Origin of the sequence: Nocardioides sp. SYSU D00065 (assembly GCF_017916425.1) — a bacterium.
Lineage (GTDB): Bacteria > Actinomycetota > Actinomycetes > Propionibacteriales > Nocardioidaceae > Nocardioides.
In genome coordinates this window covers 180,356-197,560 of record NZ_JAFMSX010000003.1, presented here as the reverse complement: position 1 = coordinate 197,560, position 17,205 = coordinate 180,356, and the positions used below count along the sequence as shown (strand labels likewise).

The 17,205-nt window shown below is 72.6% G+C and carries 14 protein-coding genes and 1 tRNA gene; 3 read left to right on the top strand and 12 right to left on the bottom strand.

All coding sequences use genetic code 11. The features are described from left to right. Positions 1–76 precede the first annotated feature (76 nt). The gene (locus J3P41_RS14425; RefSeq protein WP_210651059.1) at positions 77–847 is read left to right on the top strand and encodes a DeoR/GlpR family DNA-binding transcription regulator; all 771 of its coding nucleotides are present in this window, start codon (positions 77–79) and stop codon (positions 845–847) included. Here the strand turns inward: J3P41_RS14425 and J3P41_RS14420 are convergent. From J3P41_RS14420 to J3P41_RS14410, 3 genes are all read right to left on the bottom strand, one after another. Then, on the bottom strand, positions 779–1,522 hold the full coding sequence (locus J3P41_RS14420; protein WP_210651058.1) for an NUDIX domain-containing protein: 744 nt from the start codon (positions 1,520–1,522) through the stop codon (positions 779–781). The two genes, J3P41_RS14425 and J3P41_RS14420, sit on opposite strands and share 69 nt — an antisense overlap. After that, entirely contained in the window at positions 1,519–1,899 is a 381-nt protein-coding gene (locus J3P41_RS14415) for a DUF4406 domain-containing protein (protein WP_210651057.1), read from the bottom strand. The genes J3P41_RS14420 and J3P41_RS14415 overlap by 4 nt, the downstream gene beginning before the upstream one ends. 107 nt (positions 1,900–2,006) lie before the next feature. After that, positions 2,007–2,807, bottom strand: a complete 801-nt coding sequence (locus J3P41_RS14410) for a 2-phosphosulfolactate phosphatase (protein WP_307862007.1) — start codon at positions 2,805–2,807, stop codon at positions 2,007–2,009. A gap of 120 nt (positions 2,808–2,927) precedes the next feature. Here J3P41_RS14410 and J3P41_RS14405 point away from each other — a divergent pair, with 120 nt between their 5' ends. Further along, entirely contained in the window at positions 2,928–3,512 is a 585-nt protein-coding gene (locus J3P41_RS14405) for a hypothetical protein (protein WP_210651056.1), read from the top strand. Between the two features lie 65 nt (positions 3,513–3,577). On the opposite strand, the gene J3P41_RS14400 is transcribed toward J3P41_RS14405, so the two are convergent. The 9 genes from J3P41_RS14400 to selD all read right to left on the bottom strand — a co-directional run bounded on the left by J3P41_RS14400 (position 3,578) and on the right by selD (position 17,039). After that, positions 3,578–5,521: a M13-type metalloendopeptidase gene (locus J3P41_RS14400; RefSeq protein WP_307862006.1), complete on the bottom strand. Its 1,944-nt coding sequence runs from the start codon at positions 5,519–5,521 to the stop codon at positions 3,578–3,580. A 49-nt stretch (positions 5,522–5,570) separates the two neighbouring features. Continuing rightward, entirely contained in the window at positions 5,571–6,548 is a 978-nt protein-coding gene (locus J3P41_RS14395; RefSeq protein WP_210651055.1) for an NADPH:quinone oxidoreductase family protein, read from the bottom strand. Positions 6,549–6,561: 13 nt separating this feature from the next. Beyond that, positions 6,562–7,797: a M15 family metallopeptidase gene (locus tag J3P41_RS14390; protein WP_210651054.1), complete on the bottom strand. Its 1,236-nt coding sequence runs from the start codon at positions 7,795–7,797 to the stop codon at positions 6,562–6,564. 9 nt (positions 7,798–7,806) lie between these two features. Continuing rightward, a complete protein-coding gene (locus tag J3P41_RS14385; protein ID WP_307862005.1) occupies positions 7,807–9,195 on the bottom strand; it encodes an MFS transporter in 1,389 nt (462 codons plus the stop codon). Positions 9,196–9,264: 69 nt separating this feature from the next. Then, the gene (locus J3P41_RS14380; RefSeq protein WP_210651053.1) at positions 9,265–10,548 is read right to left on the bottom strand and encodes an OFA family MFS transporter; all 1,284 of its coding nucleotides are present in this window, start codon (positions 10,546–10,548) and stop codon (positions 9,265–9,267) included. Positions 10,549–10,580: 32 nt separating this feature from the next. Beyond that, positions 10,581–11,591, bottom strand: coding sequence for an NrfD/PsrC family molybdoenzyme membrane anchor subunit (gene nrfD / locus J3P41_RS14375; protein WP_210651052.1), 1,011 nt, complete (start codon positions 11,589–11,591; stop codon positions 10,581–10,583). Further along, positions 11,588–12,523: a 4Fe-4S dicluster domain-containing protein gene (locus J3P41_RS19335; RefSeq protein ID WP_210651051.1), complete on the bottom strand. Its 936-nt coding sequence runs from the start codon at positions 12,521–12,523 to the stop codon at positions 11,588–11,590. Before J3P41_RS19335 ends, nrfD begins: the two co-directional genes overlap by 4 nt. Beyond that, positions 12,520–15,906: a formate dehydrogenase gene (fdh, locus tag J3P41_RS14365; protein WP_307862004.1), complete on the bottom strand. Its 3,387-nt coding sequence runs from the start codon at positions 15,904–15,906 to the stop codon at positions 12,520–12,522. Before fdh ends, J3P41_RS19335 begins: the two co-directional genes overlap by 4 nt. 125 nt (positions 15,907–16,031) lie before the next feature. Then, on the bottom strand, positions 16,032–17,039 hold the full coding sequence (selD, locus tag J3P41_RS14355; protein ID WP_210651049.1) for a selenide, water dikinase SelD: 1,008 nt from the start codon (positions 17,037–17,039) through the stop codon (positions 16,032–16,034). A 37-nt stretch (positions 17,040–17,076) separates the two neighbouring features. Between selD and J3P41_RS14350 the strand changes: the two genes are divergently transcribed. Further along, a tRNA-Sec gene (locus tag J3P41_RS14350) sits at positions 17,077–17,171 on the top strand. Positions 17,172–17,205: the final 34 nt, after the last annotated feature.

Below are 17,205 nucleotides of genomic sequence, written 5' to 3'. Positions count from 1 at the left end.
TCTGCGGCTCCGAGCATCGCTCGCGTGAGAGGGTGGGACGCCGACGACGCCGCACGGAGGAGGGTGAGCACGGCCGATGCTGGTCGCTCAACGACGGGACTTCCTGCTCGCCCGACTGCGCAACGAGGGACGGATCGTCGCCAAGGACGTCGCCGCGGAGCTGGGCGTCACCGAGGACTCGGTGCGCCGCGACCTGCGCGAGCTCGCCGCCGCCGGCCTGTGCCAGCGGGTGTACGGCGGCGCGCTCCCCGTCTCGCCGGCCGTGGGCGACTACGCCGCGCGCGGGACCGTCGCACCGGACAGCAAGCGCCGCGTCGCGGCCGCCGCCGTCGCGCTGGTGCAGCCGGGGTCCACGCTGCTACTGGACGGCGGCACCACGGCGCTCGAGGTGGCCCGTGCCCTGCCCGCGGGCCTCGACGCCACCGTCGTGACCCACAGCGTCACCGTCGCGGCCGCCCTGGTGGAGCACCCGTCGGTCGAGGTCGTGGTGCTGGGCGGGCGGTTGTTCAAGCACTCGGCCGTGACGTGCGGGGCCGCGGCCGCCGAGGCGGCGGCCGGGGTGTCCGCGGACCTGTTCCTGCTCGGCGTCACGGGGGTTCACCCCGAGGCGGGCCTGACCACCGGCGACGCCGACGAGGCCGCGATGAAGCGCCTGCTGGCCGAGCGCGCGGCCGAGACCTACGTGCTCGCCAGCGTCGAGAAGATCGGCGCCGCGTCGCCGTTCACGGTGCTGCCGCTCGACCGGGTGACCGGCATCGTCACCGACGCACCGGCGAGCTCACGCGTGGTGCGGGACCTGGTGCAGGCCGGCGTTCCCGTCGTCGACGCCGGAGGCGACGCGGACTGAGGCGTCGGCTCCGAACGGACCGGACAGCACCGCCCACTGCAGCAGCAGGACGGTCTTGGCGTCCGCGATCTCGCCGCTGGTGACCCGGGCGAGGGCGTCGTCGATGTCGAGCTCGAGCACCTCGATGTCCTCGCCCTCCGCCGCGAGCCCGCCGCCGGCTCCGGTCCGGTCCGCCTGGGCGTACGGGGCGGCATAGAAGTACAGCCGCTCGGTCACCGACCCGGGGCTCATCCACAGGTCGAAGACGTGCTCGACCTCGCCGAGCGTGACGCCGAGCTCCTCCTCGGTCTCGCGCCGGATCGCGGTGAGCGGGTCGTCGGCGTCGAGGAGGCCGGCCGCCGCCTCGATGAACCGCCCGTCGGGGTGCCCGTTGACGTACACCGGGAACCGGAACTGACGCGTCAGCAGCACCGTGCGACGCGCGGGGTCGTACAGCAGGATCGTGGCGCCGTCGCCGCGGTCGTAGGTCTCGCGCTGCTGGGTGCTCCAGCGACCGTGGGAGTCGCGGTAGTCGAAGGTGGTGCGCCGCAGCACGTGCCACCCGGCCGCGAGCAGCTCGACGTCGCGGACCACCACGTCGGCGTTGCCGGTGAGGTCGCGTCCGACACGGTCGAGGCCCGTGCGACCGCGCGCGTCCGGGACGTCGAGGCCCGGCACGCCGCGCCTCGCGGTCACGAGGCGGCATCCACGGTGACGCCCGGCACCTCGGCCAGGTCGTGGAACACGGGAAGGCCCCGCTGCTGGGCGATCTCCACGTCGCGGTCGGCTCCGGTCGACTCGCCGGGCAGCCGCAGCACCGCGTCGCAGTGCTCCAGCAGGCGCTCGGCCGTCGGGTACATCACCTGCTCGGCGAAGGGGTCCAGCGGACCGTCGGCGCCGGCCGACCGCAGCACGGGAAGGGCCACCCACTCGCCGATCATCGGGACGTGTCCGGCTCGGAACAGCGGCCAGGCGGCCTCCTCCAGGCGGGCGAGGTTCGCGGCCATGCGGTCGGGGTCGTCGCCGGTGCCGGATCGGTAGGGGCCGGCGATCAGAATCAGGAGGGAGGTCATGCGAGGAATCATAGATAAACACGGATTAACGTGCAAGAACACGCATCGCCGGGCACGCCTTGTCCCCGGGCGGCGGTGTCGCACGCCCGACGTGCCTCACCGCCCCGTCAGGGACCGACGCGCCGCAGCCGCGGTGCGGGGGGGTGCGGGTCGGCGGCGTCGCGGAACGACTCTCCGGCGAGCACCGGTACGACGTCGCTGACGTCGTGCTGGGCGGCCATCTCCACGTCGGCCGCGAAGCCGGCGTCGACGAGCTCGCGACCACCGGCGCAGTGCAGCAGGTCGAGCGGCAGGACCGCGGCCTGCCAGGCAGCCATCGCCGTGCGCGCCTCCGGGCTCGCGCTCGCCTCGACCTCCGCGTCCAGCGCCGTCAGGACGGCGCCTGCTCCCCACAGGTCCTCCGCCGCGGGTCGGAGCGTGTCGTCGTACCACCGCTCCCCGGCGGGTACGACGACCACGCTGGCACCGTCGGCCACCTTGGGCGCCAGCCACCGGGCGACCGCGCCGGCGTTGCGCAGGCACGCGCCCACGACCTGCGCGCCCGAGTCGGCCAGCGCGAACGCGATGCTGGATCCGTTGGGCGAGGGCAGCACCAGCCGCTCGATGCCGTCGACCTCCGCGAGGCTGGCCGGGGACAGGGACACGTGCCGGGCGTCGCCGCGCGACAGCGCCTCGAACCGGCCGACCGCGAGCGCCGCGCCGTGCCGCACCGCGTGCTCGGCCGCACGGGAGTCGCGCCAGCGGAACGGGAAGACCTCGATGCCGCGCTCGATCGCGACGTCGAGCGTGGTGGTGAAGGACAGCACGTCGACGACCACCGCGTAGTCCGCCGCGACCGCCTCCGCACCCGTCGGCCCCCACTCCATCCGGAGGCGGTAGGTGGACTGGTCGTGTCCCGGCAGCGTCACGCCGACATTCAACCGCGCGGGCGGCGGGCCCGCGGAAATCGGGAAAGGACACGCGGCACGCGTCGGCGCGCCCTACTCTCCCAGGCAACATCACCCCCACATCTGTTACGGAGTTCCCCCATGAGATCAACATCGCGCACCGGACTCGCCATCGCTGTCGCCGTCATCGCCCTCGTCCTCTCCGCCGGCGCGGGCGCCACCGCGTCGATGTTGATCACCGGCAAGCAGATCAAGGACGGCACGATCACCAGCCGCGACGTGAAGAACCGCTCGCTCAAGGTCAAGGACCTCTCGACCGCGGCCGCCGCCAAGCTCAAGGGCTCGACGGGCCCCGCCGGACCGGCCGGCCCGCGCGGTGCGACGGGACCCGCGGGGCCCGCGGGCGCTGCCGGTGCCCAGGGTCTCCCGGGCATCCAGGGACTGGCCGGCCTGCCCGGGCTGAGCGGCCTCGAGGTCGTCCGGCGGACCGTGCCGATTCCCGCGCTCAGCGGCACCGGGACCGTGGCGGCCGCCTGCGCGGAGGGGAAGAAGGCGCTGTCGGCCACGGCGTCCTACGGCTCTGCGCCGCTCGCCAGCCTCAACCAGCTGTTCAGCCAGGTCACCCGCACGAGCGAGACGGCCTTCACCGCGACCGGTCTCAACGCCCTGCCGGTGACGCCTCAGGTCCTCACCCTGGACGTCGTCTGCGCGTCCGTCGCGAACTGACGGCACGGCTCGGGCCCCGGACCCCATCGGGGTCCGGGGCCCGAGCCGTCGGAATCACCGCTTGCTTACCAGATCCGGACGCGTGCCTCCGGCTCGAGCCAGAGGCCGTCGCCGGGCCGGGTCTCGAACACCTCGTGGAACTCGTCGAGGTTGCGCACGATGTTGGCGCGGAACTCCGCCGGGCTGTGCGGGTCGATCGTGAGGTACTGCAGCTCCTGCTCCTTGCGGCGCTTGGTGCGCCACACGTGCGCCCAGTTGAGGAACAGCGTGCGCCGGTCCTCGACCGAGGCCTCCCCGCCCTGGCTGAGGACGAACGCCTTGTGGGCGATGGTCAGGCCGCCCAGGTCGCCGATGTTCTCGCCCACCGTGAGGCTGCCGTTGACGTGCTCGCCGGGCAGGTTGCGCGGCTCGAAGGCGTCGTACTGCGCGACCAGAGCCTGCGACTTGGCCTCGAAGGCGGTCTTGTCGTCGGCGGTCCACCAGTCGTGCAGGTTGCCGTCGCCGTCGTACTGCGCGCCCTGGTCGTCGAAGCCGTGCCCGATCTCGTGGCCGATCACCGCGCCGATGCCGCCGTAGTTCTCCGCCGGCTCCGCGTCGGGGCTGAAGAACGGGGGCTGCAGGATCGCGGCCGGGAAGCAGATCTCGTTGGTGCCCGGGTGGTAGTAGGCGTTGACGGTCTGCGGCAGCATCAGCCACTCGTCGCGGTCGACGGGCTGGCCGACCTTCTCGAGCTGGCGATCGGTCTCGAACGCCGAGGCCGACGCGACGTTGCCCATCAGGTCGTCGGGCGAGATCGTGAGCACGGAGTAGTCCCGGAACTGCGCCGGATAGCCGATCTTGGGGTAGAAGCGGTCGAGCTTGTCGTAGGCCTTCTGCTTGGTGTCCTCGCCCATCCAGTCCAGCGCCTCGATCGAGCGGCGGTAGGCCGTGACGAGGTTGGCTACCAGCTCGTCCATCATCTGCTTCGAGGTCGGCGGGAAGTGGCGGGAGACGTAGACCTTGCCGACGGCCTCGCCGATCGCGCCCTCGACGAAGTCGACGCCGCGCTTCCAGCGGGCGCGCAGCTCGGGGGTGCCGTTGAGGGTCCGGCCGTAGAAGTCGAAGTTGGCCTCGACGAACTCGTCGGGGAGGTACGCCGCGGAGCTGCGCACGATCCGCACGTGCAGGATGTCGTGCCAGGTCTCCAGCGGGGTCTCCTCGAGCACCGTCGAGAGGTGGGAGAAGAAGTCGGGCTGCATGACGATCGTCGTGCGCAGCATCTCCTCGGTGCCGCCGAGGCCGGTGACGTAGGTGATCCAGTCGAACGCCGGGCACAGCTCGCGCAGCTCGTCGAGGCTCTTGTGGTTGGTGGTCTTCTGCACGTCGCGCGTCTCGGCGGCCTCCCAGTGGCCCTCGGCCAGCCGGGTCTCGTACGCCAGCACCCTGGCCGCCGCGCCCTCGGGGTCGGCGTGCTCGCTGAGCCGCAGCAGCGTGGTGAGGTAGTCGCGGTACTTCTCGCGGATCTCGGCGAACTTGTCCTCGCGGTAGTAGGACTCGTCGGGCAGCCCGAGGCCGCCCTGGGCGAGGTAGACGATGTTGCGGGAGGCGTCGGCGCGGTCGGGGGTGATGTAGGACCCGAAGAGGCCGGGCCCGCCGATGCGCTCGTACATGCCGAGGAACGCCGCGAGCTCCGTCAGGTCGCCGATCGAGGAGGCACGCTCGAGCAGCCCGCGGATCGGGTCGAGCCCCTTGGCCTCGATCGTCTCGGTGTCCATGAAGGAGGCGAACAGGTCCCCGATCTTGCGCTCGTCGTCGTCGAGCTCGTCACGGGGCCGGTCGGCGAGCTCGGTGATGATGTCGCGCACCTGCTGCTCGGCGGCATCGGCCAGCGCGATGAACGCACCCCAGCTCGACTTGTCGGACGGGATCTCCGTCTCGTCCAGCCAGCGGCCGTTGACGTGGCCGAAGAGGTCGTCCTGCGGGCGGATGTCGGGGTTCATGCCCTCGCGGGCGGCGTCGAGGATCGTCACGCGCCCGACCCTAGCCCCGACCACCCACCCGGGCGCCCGACGCGGGGGGTCAGCGCACCCGCACGACCGACTTGCCGAGGGTGCGACGCCCGTCCATGTCCACGAGCGCCCGCCCGAAGTCCGCGAGGTCGTAGGTCGCGCCGATCGGGGGCCGGACGATCCCGGACTCGATCATCGGCGCCAGCCGGTGCCACTGCCGCTGCATGTAGCCCGGACGGGTCATCGCGTACGCGCCCCAGCCGACACCGCGCACGTCGGTGTTGCCCAGCAGCAGCCGGTTGACCCTGACCTCGGGGATCCCCTGACCGGCGGCGAAGCCCACGACCAGCACGCGGCCCTGCTCGGCCAGGCACCGCAGGGAGTCGGTGAAGGCGTCCCCGCCCACCACGTCGACCACCACGTCGACGCCCCTGCCGCCGGTCAGGTCCCGGACCGCGTCCCTGAAGTCGCGGCCGACGACCGTCTCGTCGGCTCCGGCGGCGCGGGCGAAGGCCGCCTTCTCCTCGGTGCTGACCACCGCGATGGTCCGGGCGCCGAGACCTCTGGCGACCTGGAGGCTCGCCGTGCCGACCCCTCCCGCCGCGCCGTGCACGAGGACGGTCTCGCCCTCGCGCAGACCCCCACGCTCCTCGAGCGCGAACAGCGCCGTCAGGTAGTTCATCGGCAGCGCGGCGCCCTCGTCGTACGACAGCGCGTCGGGCAGCGCGAAGGTGAATATCGCCGGATTGGCGACCTGCTCGGCCGCCCCGCCGTGGAGGTTGACGCCGGCGACGCGCTGGCCGACGGTGAAGCCGCTCGACTCCGGGGAGCCCGGGTCCAGCACGACCCCGGCGAAGTCGACGCCGAGGGTGAACGGCAACTCGGGCTTGACCTGGTACTCCCCGCGGCTCATCAGCAGGTCGGGGAACGCCACACCCACGCGGTGCACCTCGACCAGCACGTCGTGCGGTCCGGGGGTGGGCGCGTCGACCTCGCGGACCTCGACGTCGGCGGGACCGGTGGGCGTGACGACCTGGACAGCGCGCATGCGCCGACCCTAGCTAGCCGACCGCCTTGACCTCGCTGAGCTCGAAGTGCATCGGGTCGGTCCAGCTCCAGTCGCCGCCCCAGGCGAAGCCCCACGTCTTGAAGATCTCGACCACGTCGCGGTCGATCGCGCCGGCCGTTCCCCGCAGGTTGCCCGGCACGTTGAGGTCCAGCGCGAGGCCGAAGGAGTGGTTGGACAGCGTCGTAGTGTCGGCGATGAAGCGCGGGTAGTAGCAGCCGGCGTACTCGTCGGGGTGGATCTCGTCGGCGAGACCACGCTGCTGCACCTCCAGCAGCGCGGCGCGCAGCTGCGGGAACAGGTCCTTGTGGCACGTGACGCTCCCGAGGATCGGCACGACCCCGGTGCGGATGTTGGCGGCCACCCACGCCGGGTCGGGCGCGATCCGGCCGCCGCCGAGGACCCGGTAGTGGTAGGTGCCGACCAGGCTGCCGAGCGTGTCGCCGGTGGGGATCGCGGTGAGCTTGGCGTCCGGGTCGAGCCCCAGCCGCGAGGCCACGTCGAGCATCTGGACCGAGACGTCGCGACCGACCAGCCGCTCCAGGGGCCGGCGGATGGTGGCAGGCGTGGTGCCGTCGGTGGAGATCAGGAGCCCGTTGTCGGTGGACATCTCGATGTCCTCGGCCCAGGCGGTGTTGACGACCAGGTCGATGGTGGGCACCTGCGGCGTGTACGCGCCCACGTGCAGGCGCGGGGCCGCCTCGTCGCTGCCGAGGCGGATCGTGCCGTCCTCGTCGGCCAGCCGCCGGGCGACCGTCTCGTCGATCGCCAGCTCCCCGCCTGCGACGCGCTCCCAGGCCTCCTGCAGGTCGGCGACGTCGGCCCGGGTGAAGTGTCGGTAGTCGGCCGGGTCGACCGCGGCGACGGTGAGCACGCGGTTCTCGAGGCTGACCTGGCCCAGGCCGATGCGCTCGGTGTGCGCGACCCCGTCGAGCTTCTCGATCCGCTCGACCAGCGCGTCGTCGAGCGGGCGGTCCCACTGGAGGAGGATGTCGGCGCTCCACAGCCGCCCTCGCCGCGGACCCGGCAGGTCGACGGCGTGCGCGGGGTCCGCGATCGGCGCGGTGGAGGACGCGGGCGGTCCGTCCGAGGACTCGTCGGTGGGTGCGCTCGTCGTCGCCGGCCCGGGCGTCGGGCCGGGCTCGCCGGTCTCCGCCGACCCGCCGCACGCGACGAGCACCAGGGCGAGGGCGGCCGCGGCCGCCGCTCCTGCTCGACGTCGTGCAGTCATGCCACGACTCTAGGCAGGCGCCGTACGGACACGGCGGGGGATGGTGAACCAGGAGACCGCCCCGCCGAGGATCAGCAGCACCGCGCAGGCCGTCATGGCGGTGCCGTACGACGCGTCGAACCGCGCCGGGTCGCGATAGTCGTCGCCGGCGAGCCCGACGGCCATGGGCAGCGCGGCGACGGCGAGCAGGGAGCCGGCTCGCGCGACGGCGTTGTTGATGCCGCTGGCCACCCCGGCCACCTCGTCGGGGGCTGCCGCGAGCACCGTCGCGGTGAGCGGAGCGACCATGAGCGCCAGGCCGAGGCCGAAGACGGTCAGGCCCGGTGCGACGTCGCGCCACCAGGTGACGCCGGGTCCCACGGCGAGCAGCCAGAGGGTGCCGGCCGCCATCACCACCGGCCCGAAGGTCATCGGGATGCGCGGTCCGATGCGCTCGCCGAGGGCACCGCCCCTGGCGGCGAGCAGCAGCATGCAGGCGGTGACGGGCAGCGTCGCCAGCCCGGCCTCGAGGGCGCTGTAGCCCCCGACGGTCTGCAGCTGCAGGACGAGGAAGAACAGGATCGCCCCGAGGGCGGCGTAGACGAGCAGCGTCATCAGGTTCGCGGCGCTGAAGGTGCGCTCGGTGAACAGACGGAGGGGCACCATCGGCTCCGCGGCCCGTCGTTCGACCGCGACGAACGCCACCGCGGCCGTGACCCCGACGGCCGCCGCCCACCAGGTCGCTGCCCCGCCGGCGTCGGTCAGCGCCCAGGTGGTGCCGGCCAGCGCCAACGAGGCGAGCACCGCGCCGGGGACGTCGAAGCGGCCCTGGGCGCGCGGGTCGCGGGTCTCGGGCACCCAGCGCTGCGCGAGCCACACCGTCACGACGGCGAGCGGCAGGTTGATGAGGAAGATCCAGCGCCAGGAGGCGTGGTCGATGAGCAGCCCGCCGACGAGCGGTCCGAGGGCGGTCGCGATGCCGCCGAGACCGGACCACGCGCCGATCGCCCGGCTGCGGTCCTCGGGTCGGAAGGCGCCCTGGATCATCGCCAGGCTGCCGGGCGTGAGCAGCGCGCCGCCGACGCCCTGCAGCACCCGGGCGAGCACCAGCACCTCGGCGCTGGGGGCCAGCCCGCACAGGAGGGAGGCGAGCGCGAACCAGACGGTGCCGATCACGAAGACGCGCCGCCGTCCGAGCCGGTCGCCCAGCGACCCGCCGAGGAGGATCAGCGAGGCGAGCGAGAGGAAGTAGCCGTTGGTGATCCACTGCAGCTGCGACAGCGACGCGTCGAGGTCCTCCCCCATCGAGCGGAGGGCGACGTTGACGACCGTGCCGTCCAGCAGGGTCAGCCCCGACCCGAGGGTGGCGGCGGCCACGACCCCGCGCGCGCTCGGCGTACCCCAGGCGACAGCGCTCACGCACAGAGCCTAGGGCTCGGCCCGCGAGGACCTGCGCGTCGACGTGGCTCGGCCGTGACCGGCCGTGGTTCAGCCGTGGTCGACGCGCCGCCCCGCGGGGACCTTGGTCACCACGGTGAGCAGCACCGAGGCCAGTGCGATGACGCCGATGGTGGTGTAGGCCACCGTGTAGGCCTTGTCGTCGCCGATGAGGGCCGAGGCGATCACCGGCCCGATGATGCCGCCGACGCTCCACCCGATGAGCATCAGGCCGTAGATGGCGCCGGCGTTGCGCACCCCGAAGAAGTCCCCGGCGGTCGCCGGCATCGTGCCGAACGTGCCGCCGTAGCAGAGGTAGACGATGGCGGCGAGCACCGCGAAGAACGCCACGTTGTCGGCGTGCGGCAGCAGGATCAGGCACACCCCCTGCAGCACCAGGATCGCAGCGAACGTGCGCATCCGGCCGATGTAGTCGGAGATCGCGGCCCACACGATCCTGCCGCCACCGTTGAAGATCGCCAGCACGCCGACGAGCGCGGCCGCCCCGCCGACGCTGAAGCCGGCGATGTCGGTGGCACTGGTCTTGGCCTGCGAGATCAGCGAGATCCCGGCGCTCACGCTGAGCGCCAGGATCGCGGTCAGCAGGTACCACTGGGGGGTGCGCAGCGCCTCGCCCTGCGTGTAGTCCTTGCCGTCCCCCGAGACGCCGCCGGCGTCGGTGACGGGCTCGTGGCCCGGCACGGTGTAGCCGGTGGGCGGGTTGCGGAAGACCGAGGCGCCGACCAGCGACATCAGCAGGTAGGCGAGGCCGAGCGGGAGGAACGCGCCGGTCGGGTCGTCGGGGTCGCGGTCGATGAGCCACTGCGCGACGGGCGACGTCAGCACCGCTCCGAAGCCGAAGCCGCCGACCGCGAGGCCGGTGATCAGCCCCTTCTTGTCGGGGAACCACTTCTGGAGCATCGCGATCGGCACGATGTAGGCGGCGCCGAGGCCGAAGCCGCTGATCACGCCGTAGCCCAGGATCAGCAGCCAGTAGTCCTCCTCGCCGTTGGTGAGGGACGCCAGCAGGATGCCGGCGGCGTAGACCACGCCGCCCACGAGCGCCACGATGCGCGGCCCGCGAGCGTCCTGCAACCGCCCGCCGACGAAGCTGCCGAGGAAGATCATCCCGATGGTGACGGTGAACGGCAGCGAGGCCTGCACCTTGCTGAGCTGCCACGGCTCGGCGTCCTCGAGAGCGCCGCCGAAGACCGACCACGCGTAGACCGCGCCGATCGAGAACTGCAGCAGCAGCCCGGCTGCGACGAGCAGCCAGCGGTTGCCGGTCGCGGTGCCGGACCGGGCCGGATCGACGTCCTCGTTGGTGTGTGCCATGCCGCTCTCCTTGACTGCTCCCGTGGGTGGGACTACTGCCGGTGACGCACCGGTTCCCCCCGGTCGACCCGTTCACGCTGCGGTACGACGGTGTACTTGGGGTCGCGCGCCGAGGCGAGCCCCGCTTCGTAGACGCCCATCCGGGTGCACAGCGAGCCGGCCATCAGCGCGGCACCCGACACCGCGGACAGCAGCCGGCTGCGGCGCCCGACGAGCGCGCCGATCGCACCGCCGGCGGTCAGGAGGGTGCTCGCCCGCATCCAGCGTCCTGCCTTGCCGTGGTGCAGCGTCTCCGCGGACAGCCCCATCGAGCGCTCCATCCGGCGCTCGGCGCCCAGCTCGACCAGCGCCCCGCCCACGGCGAAGGCCCGGGCGGGCCCGGCCTGGGCCACCGGAGCCCCCAGCAGCCCGAGCCCACCCGAGGCCGCCGAGGCGGAGCCGCAGAAGACGAACGGCAGCTCCTCGTGCGCGGAGTGCCAGGCGGGCGTCGCGGTGTCGGCGAGCAGGACGGCGGTGTAGGCCGCCACCGGGGTCGCCGTGAGGGCGCCCACCAGTCCGGCGGGACGCCCCAGCACGGCCACCAGCCGCAGCGGACCGATCCGCTGCCAGCCGGCCGGCAGCATCGAGACGACCTCGGCGGCCGAGGCCAGGGCGGCGAAGGGGCCGTGCAGGCTGAGGATCCAGGTGCCGACCGACATCGGCGAGGTCAGCTTGGCCACGCGCAGCATGTTGAGGAACCGGCTCGGTCGACCCAGGTCGTGCACCAGGAAGCCGACGCTGAGACCGAGGCCGCCGAGCGATCCCAGGCGCGCCACGCGGCGCAGTCCCGGCCGGCCGGTGAGGTCGGCGCCCGCCGCCAGCAGCGAGCTGCCCGCCGCGACACCCCCGGTGAAGAGGTAGAAGGCGATGTCCTTCTCCCACGGGGCCGGCTTGACGATGGCCCGGCCGTAGTACGAGGTGAAGTCGGCCTCCGGCACCATGATCCGGTCGCCGCCGCGGCTGCCCCGCCTGCGGGTCGGGCTGCCGTCGTGCGTCTGCGTCACGGCCGGCGTCCCAGGAACGACACCGCGACCCCGGCGAGCATGGCGGCCGCCGCGAGTCCCGCGCGCTGGTACATCCGCGGGAGGTCCTTGGTGGTCACGACGGGGTCCGGCGGCAGGCCGTAGACCTCCGGCTCGTCGAGCAGCAGGAAGAACGCACCGGTCCCGCCCACCCCGTCCTCCGGGTCGTTGCCGTAGAGCCGCGCGTCCATCACGCCCTGCTCGTGCAGCGTGGCCACCCGCTCGCTCGCCCGCTCGCGCAGCTCGTCGACGTCGCCGTACTGGATCGACTCGGTGGGGCAGGCCTGCGCGCAGGCCGGGCGCTGGTTGTCGGTCAGCCGGTCGTAGCACAGCGTGCACTTCTGGGCGATGCCCACGCGGGAGTCACCCTCGGGACCCTTGCGCCGGTCGATGACGCCGTAGGGGCAGGCCGCCACGCAGTAGCCGCACCCGTTGCAGATGTCGTCCTGCACCACGACGGTGCCGAACTCGGAGCGGAACAGCGAGCCGGTGGGGCACACGTCGAGGCAGGCCGCGTGGGTGCAGTGCTTGCACACGTCGGAGGACATCAGCCACTGGAAGTCCGGCTTGGCCTCGTCGGGCACGCCGCTGGGCGCGGCGCCGACCGTCGGCATCCCGATGTCGACCGGCGCGGCCGCGGGCTGGTCGGGCGCCGGGGTGGTGCCCGGGCGCTCGATGAACGCGACGTGACGCCACTGGTTGGCGTTGAGCGAGTGGCTGTTGTCGTAGGAGGTCCCGAGCATCTGGTAGAGGTTCTCCGGGACGTCGTTCCACTCCTTGCACGCCACCTCGCAGGCCTTGCAGCCGATGCACACGCTGGTGTCGGTGAAGAAGCCCTTGCGCTTCGGCGCGTCGACGTAGCCGGCGTCCGGTGCCGGGTCGAGCGGTCCGAAGAGGCTGTTGGGGCCGGTCACTGGTCCTCCCGCTGCTGGGGTGAGTGCTGCTGCGCGGCGTCCTGGCCGGCCGCGGACTCCTGCTGGGCGGCGGCCGAGGCCGTCACCACGGGGCCCTGGTCGCCGTCGGCGACCCCCGCCCGGCGGGCGTACCCCTCGACGTACTCGCGCAACGCGGGACCGGTGGGCCGTCGACCCGGCCGGACGTCGCAGGTGCCGACCTTGCTCTCCTGGATCAGGACGTTGGGGTCGAGCGAGATGCCGAAGAGGTCGTTGGCCGAGTCGCCGCTGACCAGGCCGCCCTGGCCCCAGTGGTAGGGCATCCAGACCTGGTGGACGGTGCGGCCCTCGACGCGCAGCGGGCGCAGCCGCTCGGTGACCATCACGCGTCCCTCGATCGCGGACCGGGCGGTGACGACGTGGCACCAGCCCATGTGCTCGAGCCCGCGCTCGGCGGCCAGCGCCGGCGAGACCTCCACGAACATCTCCGGCTGCAGCTCGGCGAGGTGCTCGACGTAGCGACTCATCCCGCCTGCGGTGTGGTGCTCGGTGAGGCGGCTGGTGGTGAAGACGTAGGGGAACACGTCGGCTGCCGCGGTCTCCCGCGGGTCGGGGTTCATCGGGTTGTCCGCGCGGCGGTACTCCTTGCGCGTGGGGTTGCCCTGCTGGCCGTGCAACAGGTTGCGGAACGGCGACTCCACCGGCTCGTAGTGCGTGGGCAGCGGCCCGTCGATCAGGCCCTGCGGGGCGTAGAGCGCACCCTTCCCGTCGCCCTGCATGATGAACGGGTCGATGCCCTCGATCGCCGCGACGCCGTCGGAGCCCTCGGGGGCGCGGTAGGACGGAGGCTTGGTCTTCTCGAAGTCGGGCACGTCGTGGCCGGTCCACTCCTGCGTGTCCTCGTCCCACCACACGTAGGCCTTGCGCTCGCTCCAGGGCCGGCCCTCGGGGTCGGCCGAGGCGCGGTTGTAGAGGATCCGCCGGTTCATCGGCCACGCCCAGCCCCACTCCGGCGCGACGAAGGACTGGTCGTGGCGCGAGCGGCGGCGCGCGGCCTGGTTGACGCCGTCGGCGTACACGCCGCTGTAGATCCAGCAGCCCCCGAGCGTGGAGCCGTCGTCCTTCATCTCCAGGAAGCCCGACAGGGGACGCCCGGTGGCGACCTCGTAGCCGTTGATCTCCTTGAGCACCGCCTCGGCGCTCGGCTCGCCCCAGCCCCCGGCGACCTCCTCGGGGTTCCCGTGCACCGGGTAGTCCCAGGCGAGGTCGAGCAGCGGGCGGTCGCGCTCGTCGTCGGAGCCCGCCAGGCGCTCGCGCACCAGTCGGCCCAGGTGGTAGAAGAACCAGAGCTCGGAGCGGGCGTCGCCCGGCGGCTCGACGGCCTTCTCGCGCCACTGCAGCATCCGCTGCGTCTGGGTGAACGTGCCCTCCTTCTCCACGTGGGAGGCGGCGGGGAAGAGGAACACCTCCGTGCGGCACTCCTCCGGCACGATCTCGCCGGTGGCCACCTCCGGGGAGTCCTTCCAGAAGGTCGCGCTCTCGATCTCGAACAGGTCGCGCACGACCAGCCAGTCGAGGTTGGCCATGCCGAGCCGCTGCGCGCGCCCGTGCGCGGACCCCACGGCCGGGTTCTGCCCGAGCAGGAAGTAGCCCTGGACCTTGCCGTCGATCATGTCGAGCACGGTGCGGTAGGTGCCGTGGTCGCCGGTGATCCTGGGCATGTAGTCGAAGCAGAAGTCGTTTTCCGGCGTCGCCGCGTCGCCCCAGTAGGCCTTGAGCAGGTTGATGCCGTAGGCGCCGGCGTTGGCCCAGAAGCCCTTGCTGCCGGGGTTGCGGACGCTGTCGATCCAGTCCGTGAGCGTCTGGTGCTTCTCGGCGTTCGGCATCGGCAGGTAGCCGGGGAGGATGTTGAACAGCGTCGGGATGTCGGTCGAGCCCTGGATGCTGGCGTGCCCGCGCAGTGCCATGATCCCGCCGCCGGGGCGGCCCATGTTGCCGGTGAGCAGCTGGAGGATGGAGCCGGCGCGGATGTACTGCACGCCGACGCTGTGCTGGGTCCAGCCGACGCTGTAGACCAGCGCGGTGGTGCGCTCGCGACCGGAGTTCTCCGTCCACGCCCGGCAGACCTCGAGGAAGTCCTCCTGGGAGACGCCGCAGATCTGCTCGACCACCTCGGGGGTGTAGCGCGCGTAGTGGCGCTTGAGCACCTGGTAGACGCACATCGGGTGCTGCAGGGTCTCGTCGCGGGGCGGCCGGCTGCCGACCTGCATGCCGTGGGACTCGTTCTGCAGGCCGCTGGCGGTGTTGCGCTGCGCCGCGGTGTCGCCGGCGTCGTCGGCTTGGGCCCGCCCCAGGTCGCCCTGCTGGTCCTCCTGCGCGAACTGCCAGCTCGTCGGGTCGTACGTCCTCGTCTCGGCGTCGAAGCCGGAGAACAGCCCGTCGAGGTCGTCGACGTCTTGGAACTTGTCGCTGATGATGTTCGCGGCGTTGGTGTAGTTGACGACGTACTCGCGGAAGTCGAGCTCGTTCTGCAGGACGTGGTTGATGATCCCGCCGAGGAACGCGATGTCGCTGCCCACGCGGATCGGCACGTGCTGGTGCGCGAGCGCGCTGGTGCGGGTGAAGCGGGGGTCGACGTGGATGATCCGCGCGCCGCGCTTCTTCGCCTCCACGACCCACTGGAAGCCCACGGGGTGGGCCTCGGCCATGTTGGATCCCTGGATGACGATGCAGTCAGCGTTGGCAAGGTCCTGCTGGAACCCCGTGGCGCCGCCGCGACCGAAGCTGGTCCCCAGACCGGGGACGGTGGCGGAGTGTCAAATACGCGCCTGGTTCTCGATCTGGATGGCGCCCATCGCGGTGAACAGTTTCTTGATGAGGTAGTTCTCCTCGTTGTCCAGCGTCGCTCCGCCCAGGCTGGCGATGCCCATCGTGCGCCGGACCTTGCGGCCCTGCTCGTCGATGTCCTGCCAGCTCTCGCGCCGCGAGCGGACCACCCGGTCGGCGACCATGTCCATCGCGGTGTGGAGGTCGAGGTCGGTCCACTCGGTCGCGTAGGGCGCCCGGTAGCGGACCGTGGTCTGGCGCAGGTCGCTGGTGACGAGGTTCTTGCTCGCCGAGCCCTTCGGGCAGAGGCGGCCGCGGTTGACGGGGCTCTCGGGGTTGCCCTCGATCTGCACGACCTTGTCGTCCTTGACGAACACCTTCTGCGCGCAGCCGACGGCGCAGTAGGGGCACACGCTGTGCGCGACCCGGTCGGCGGTGGCGGTGCGCGGCTCGAGCTCGTCGGTCCGCTTCGAGCGCACCGAGCGGCCGCGGCCGAGGACGTCGCCGTCGGCGAGCTGCCGCAGGACGGGCCACGGCAGGAGCGACCGCTTGGTCCGTGCCGCCTTCTCCGTCGTCACCCGAGCCTCCTGGTCGACTTCGCGTCCGCTCCCGAGTACCCCCGAGCGCCGGCGTCATTCCTGTCTCGTGCTGCTGCAGCCTAGGACTGCCGTCCGGGCCGGTGCACCGCCCCGGGGGGTGGGCTTCAGCGGACCGTCAGCAGGCTGTCGCCGGCGGGCACCACCTCGCCGACGACCGGGTGCCCGGGCAGCTCCCCGACCACCAGCAGGCCCCCCGAGGTCTGCGCGTCCGCGAGCAGCAGCAGCTCGTCCTCGTCGACGCCGGCGTCCAGGTGGGGTCGGACCCAGTCGAGGTTGCGCCGGCTGCCGCCCGGCACGAAGCCCTCGGCGAGCGACTCGCGCGCCCCGGCGACGTACGGCACCGCGGCCGCGTCGACGACCGCCGAGGTGCCGCTGGCGCGCATCATCTTCATGAGGTGGCCGAGCAGGCCGAAGCCGGTGACGTCGGTGGCGGCCCGCAGCCCCGCCTCGACCGCGGCCGCCGAGGCGTCGCGGTTGAGCGTGCTCATCACCGCGACCGCCTCCTCGAAGCGCTCGCCGGTCGCCTTGTGCCGGTTGTTGAGGACGCCCAGGCCGAGCGGCTTGGTGAGGGTGAGCGGCAGCCCGGGCGCGGCCGCGTCGTTGCGCAGCAGGCGGTCGGGGTCGCCCAGCCCGGTGACCGCGAGGCCATACTTCGGCTCGGGGTCGTCGATGCTGTGCCCGCCCGCCAGGTGCGCGCCGGCCTCGGCGCACGCCTCCGCGCCGCCGCGCATCACCTCGGCGGCCAGCTCGAACGGCAGCCGCTCGCGCGGCCAGCCGAGGAGGTTGACGCCGACGACCGGGGTGCCGCCCATCGCGTAGACGTCGGAGAGCGCGTTGGTGGCGGCGATGCGGCCCCAGTCGTAGGGGTCGTCGACCACCGGGGTGAAGAAGTCGGTGGTGAGGATGACGACGCGGCCGGTGCCGTCCGGCGCGGGGTGGATGCGTACGGCGGCGGCGTCGTCGCCGTGCTCGACGCCCACGACGAGGTCGCCCCCCTCCTGCGCGCGGCCGCCGGGCAGGTTGCCCAGCACCCGCTCGAGCTCGCCCGGTGGGACCTTGCAGGCGCATCCGCCGCCGGCGGCGTACTGGGTCAGCCGGAGAGGTGACGTCATGAGGTCAACCTAGGTCGTCGGTGGCTAGGGTGACGGTGGAGGCGGTTCTCGTCTGGTGACGGACGCGGTCCTCAAAACCGTTGTGGCCCAGCACCTGGGCCAGGCGGGTTCGATTCCCGTCCGCCTCCGCCAGTCGTTGAGCGGGGAGGTGCGGTGCCGGATCCGA

Excerpts from the sequence above, each read along its gene's own strand:
- J3P41_RS14415 (WP_210651057.1), bottom strand. The coding sequence starts at position 1,899 with ATGACCTCCCTCCTGATTCTGATCGCCGGCCCCTACCGATCCGGCACC.
- J3P41_RS14425 (WP_210651059.1), top strand. The coding sequence starts at position 77 with ATGCTGGTCGCTCAACGACGGGACTTCCTGCTCGCCCGACTGCGCAAC.
- J3P41_RS14390 (WP_210651054.1), bottom strand. The coding sequence starts at position 7,797 with ATGACTGCACGACGTCGAGCAGGAGCGGCGGCCGCGGCCGCCCTCGCC.
- J3P41_RS14380 (WP_210651053.1), bottom strand. The coding sequence starts at position 10,548 with ATGGCACACACCAACGAGGACGTCGATCCGGCCCGGTCCGGCACCGCG.
- J3P41_RS14395 (WP_210651055.1), bottom strand. The coding sequence starts at position 6,548 with ATGCGCGCTGTCCAGGTCGTCACGCCCACCGGTCCCGCCGACGTCGAG.
- J3P41_RS14405 (WP_210651056.1), top strand. The coding sequence starts at position 2,928 with ATGAGATCAACATCGCGCACCGGACTCGCCATCGCTGTCGCCGTCATC.
- selD (WP_210651049.1), bottom strand. The coding sequence starts at position 17,039 with ATGACGTCACCTCTCCGGCTGACCCAGTACGCCGCCGGCGGCGGATGC.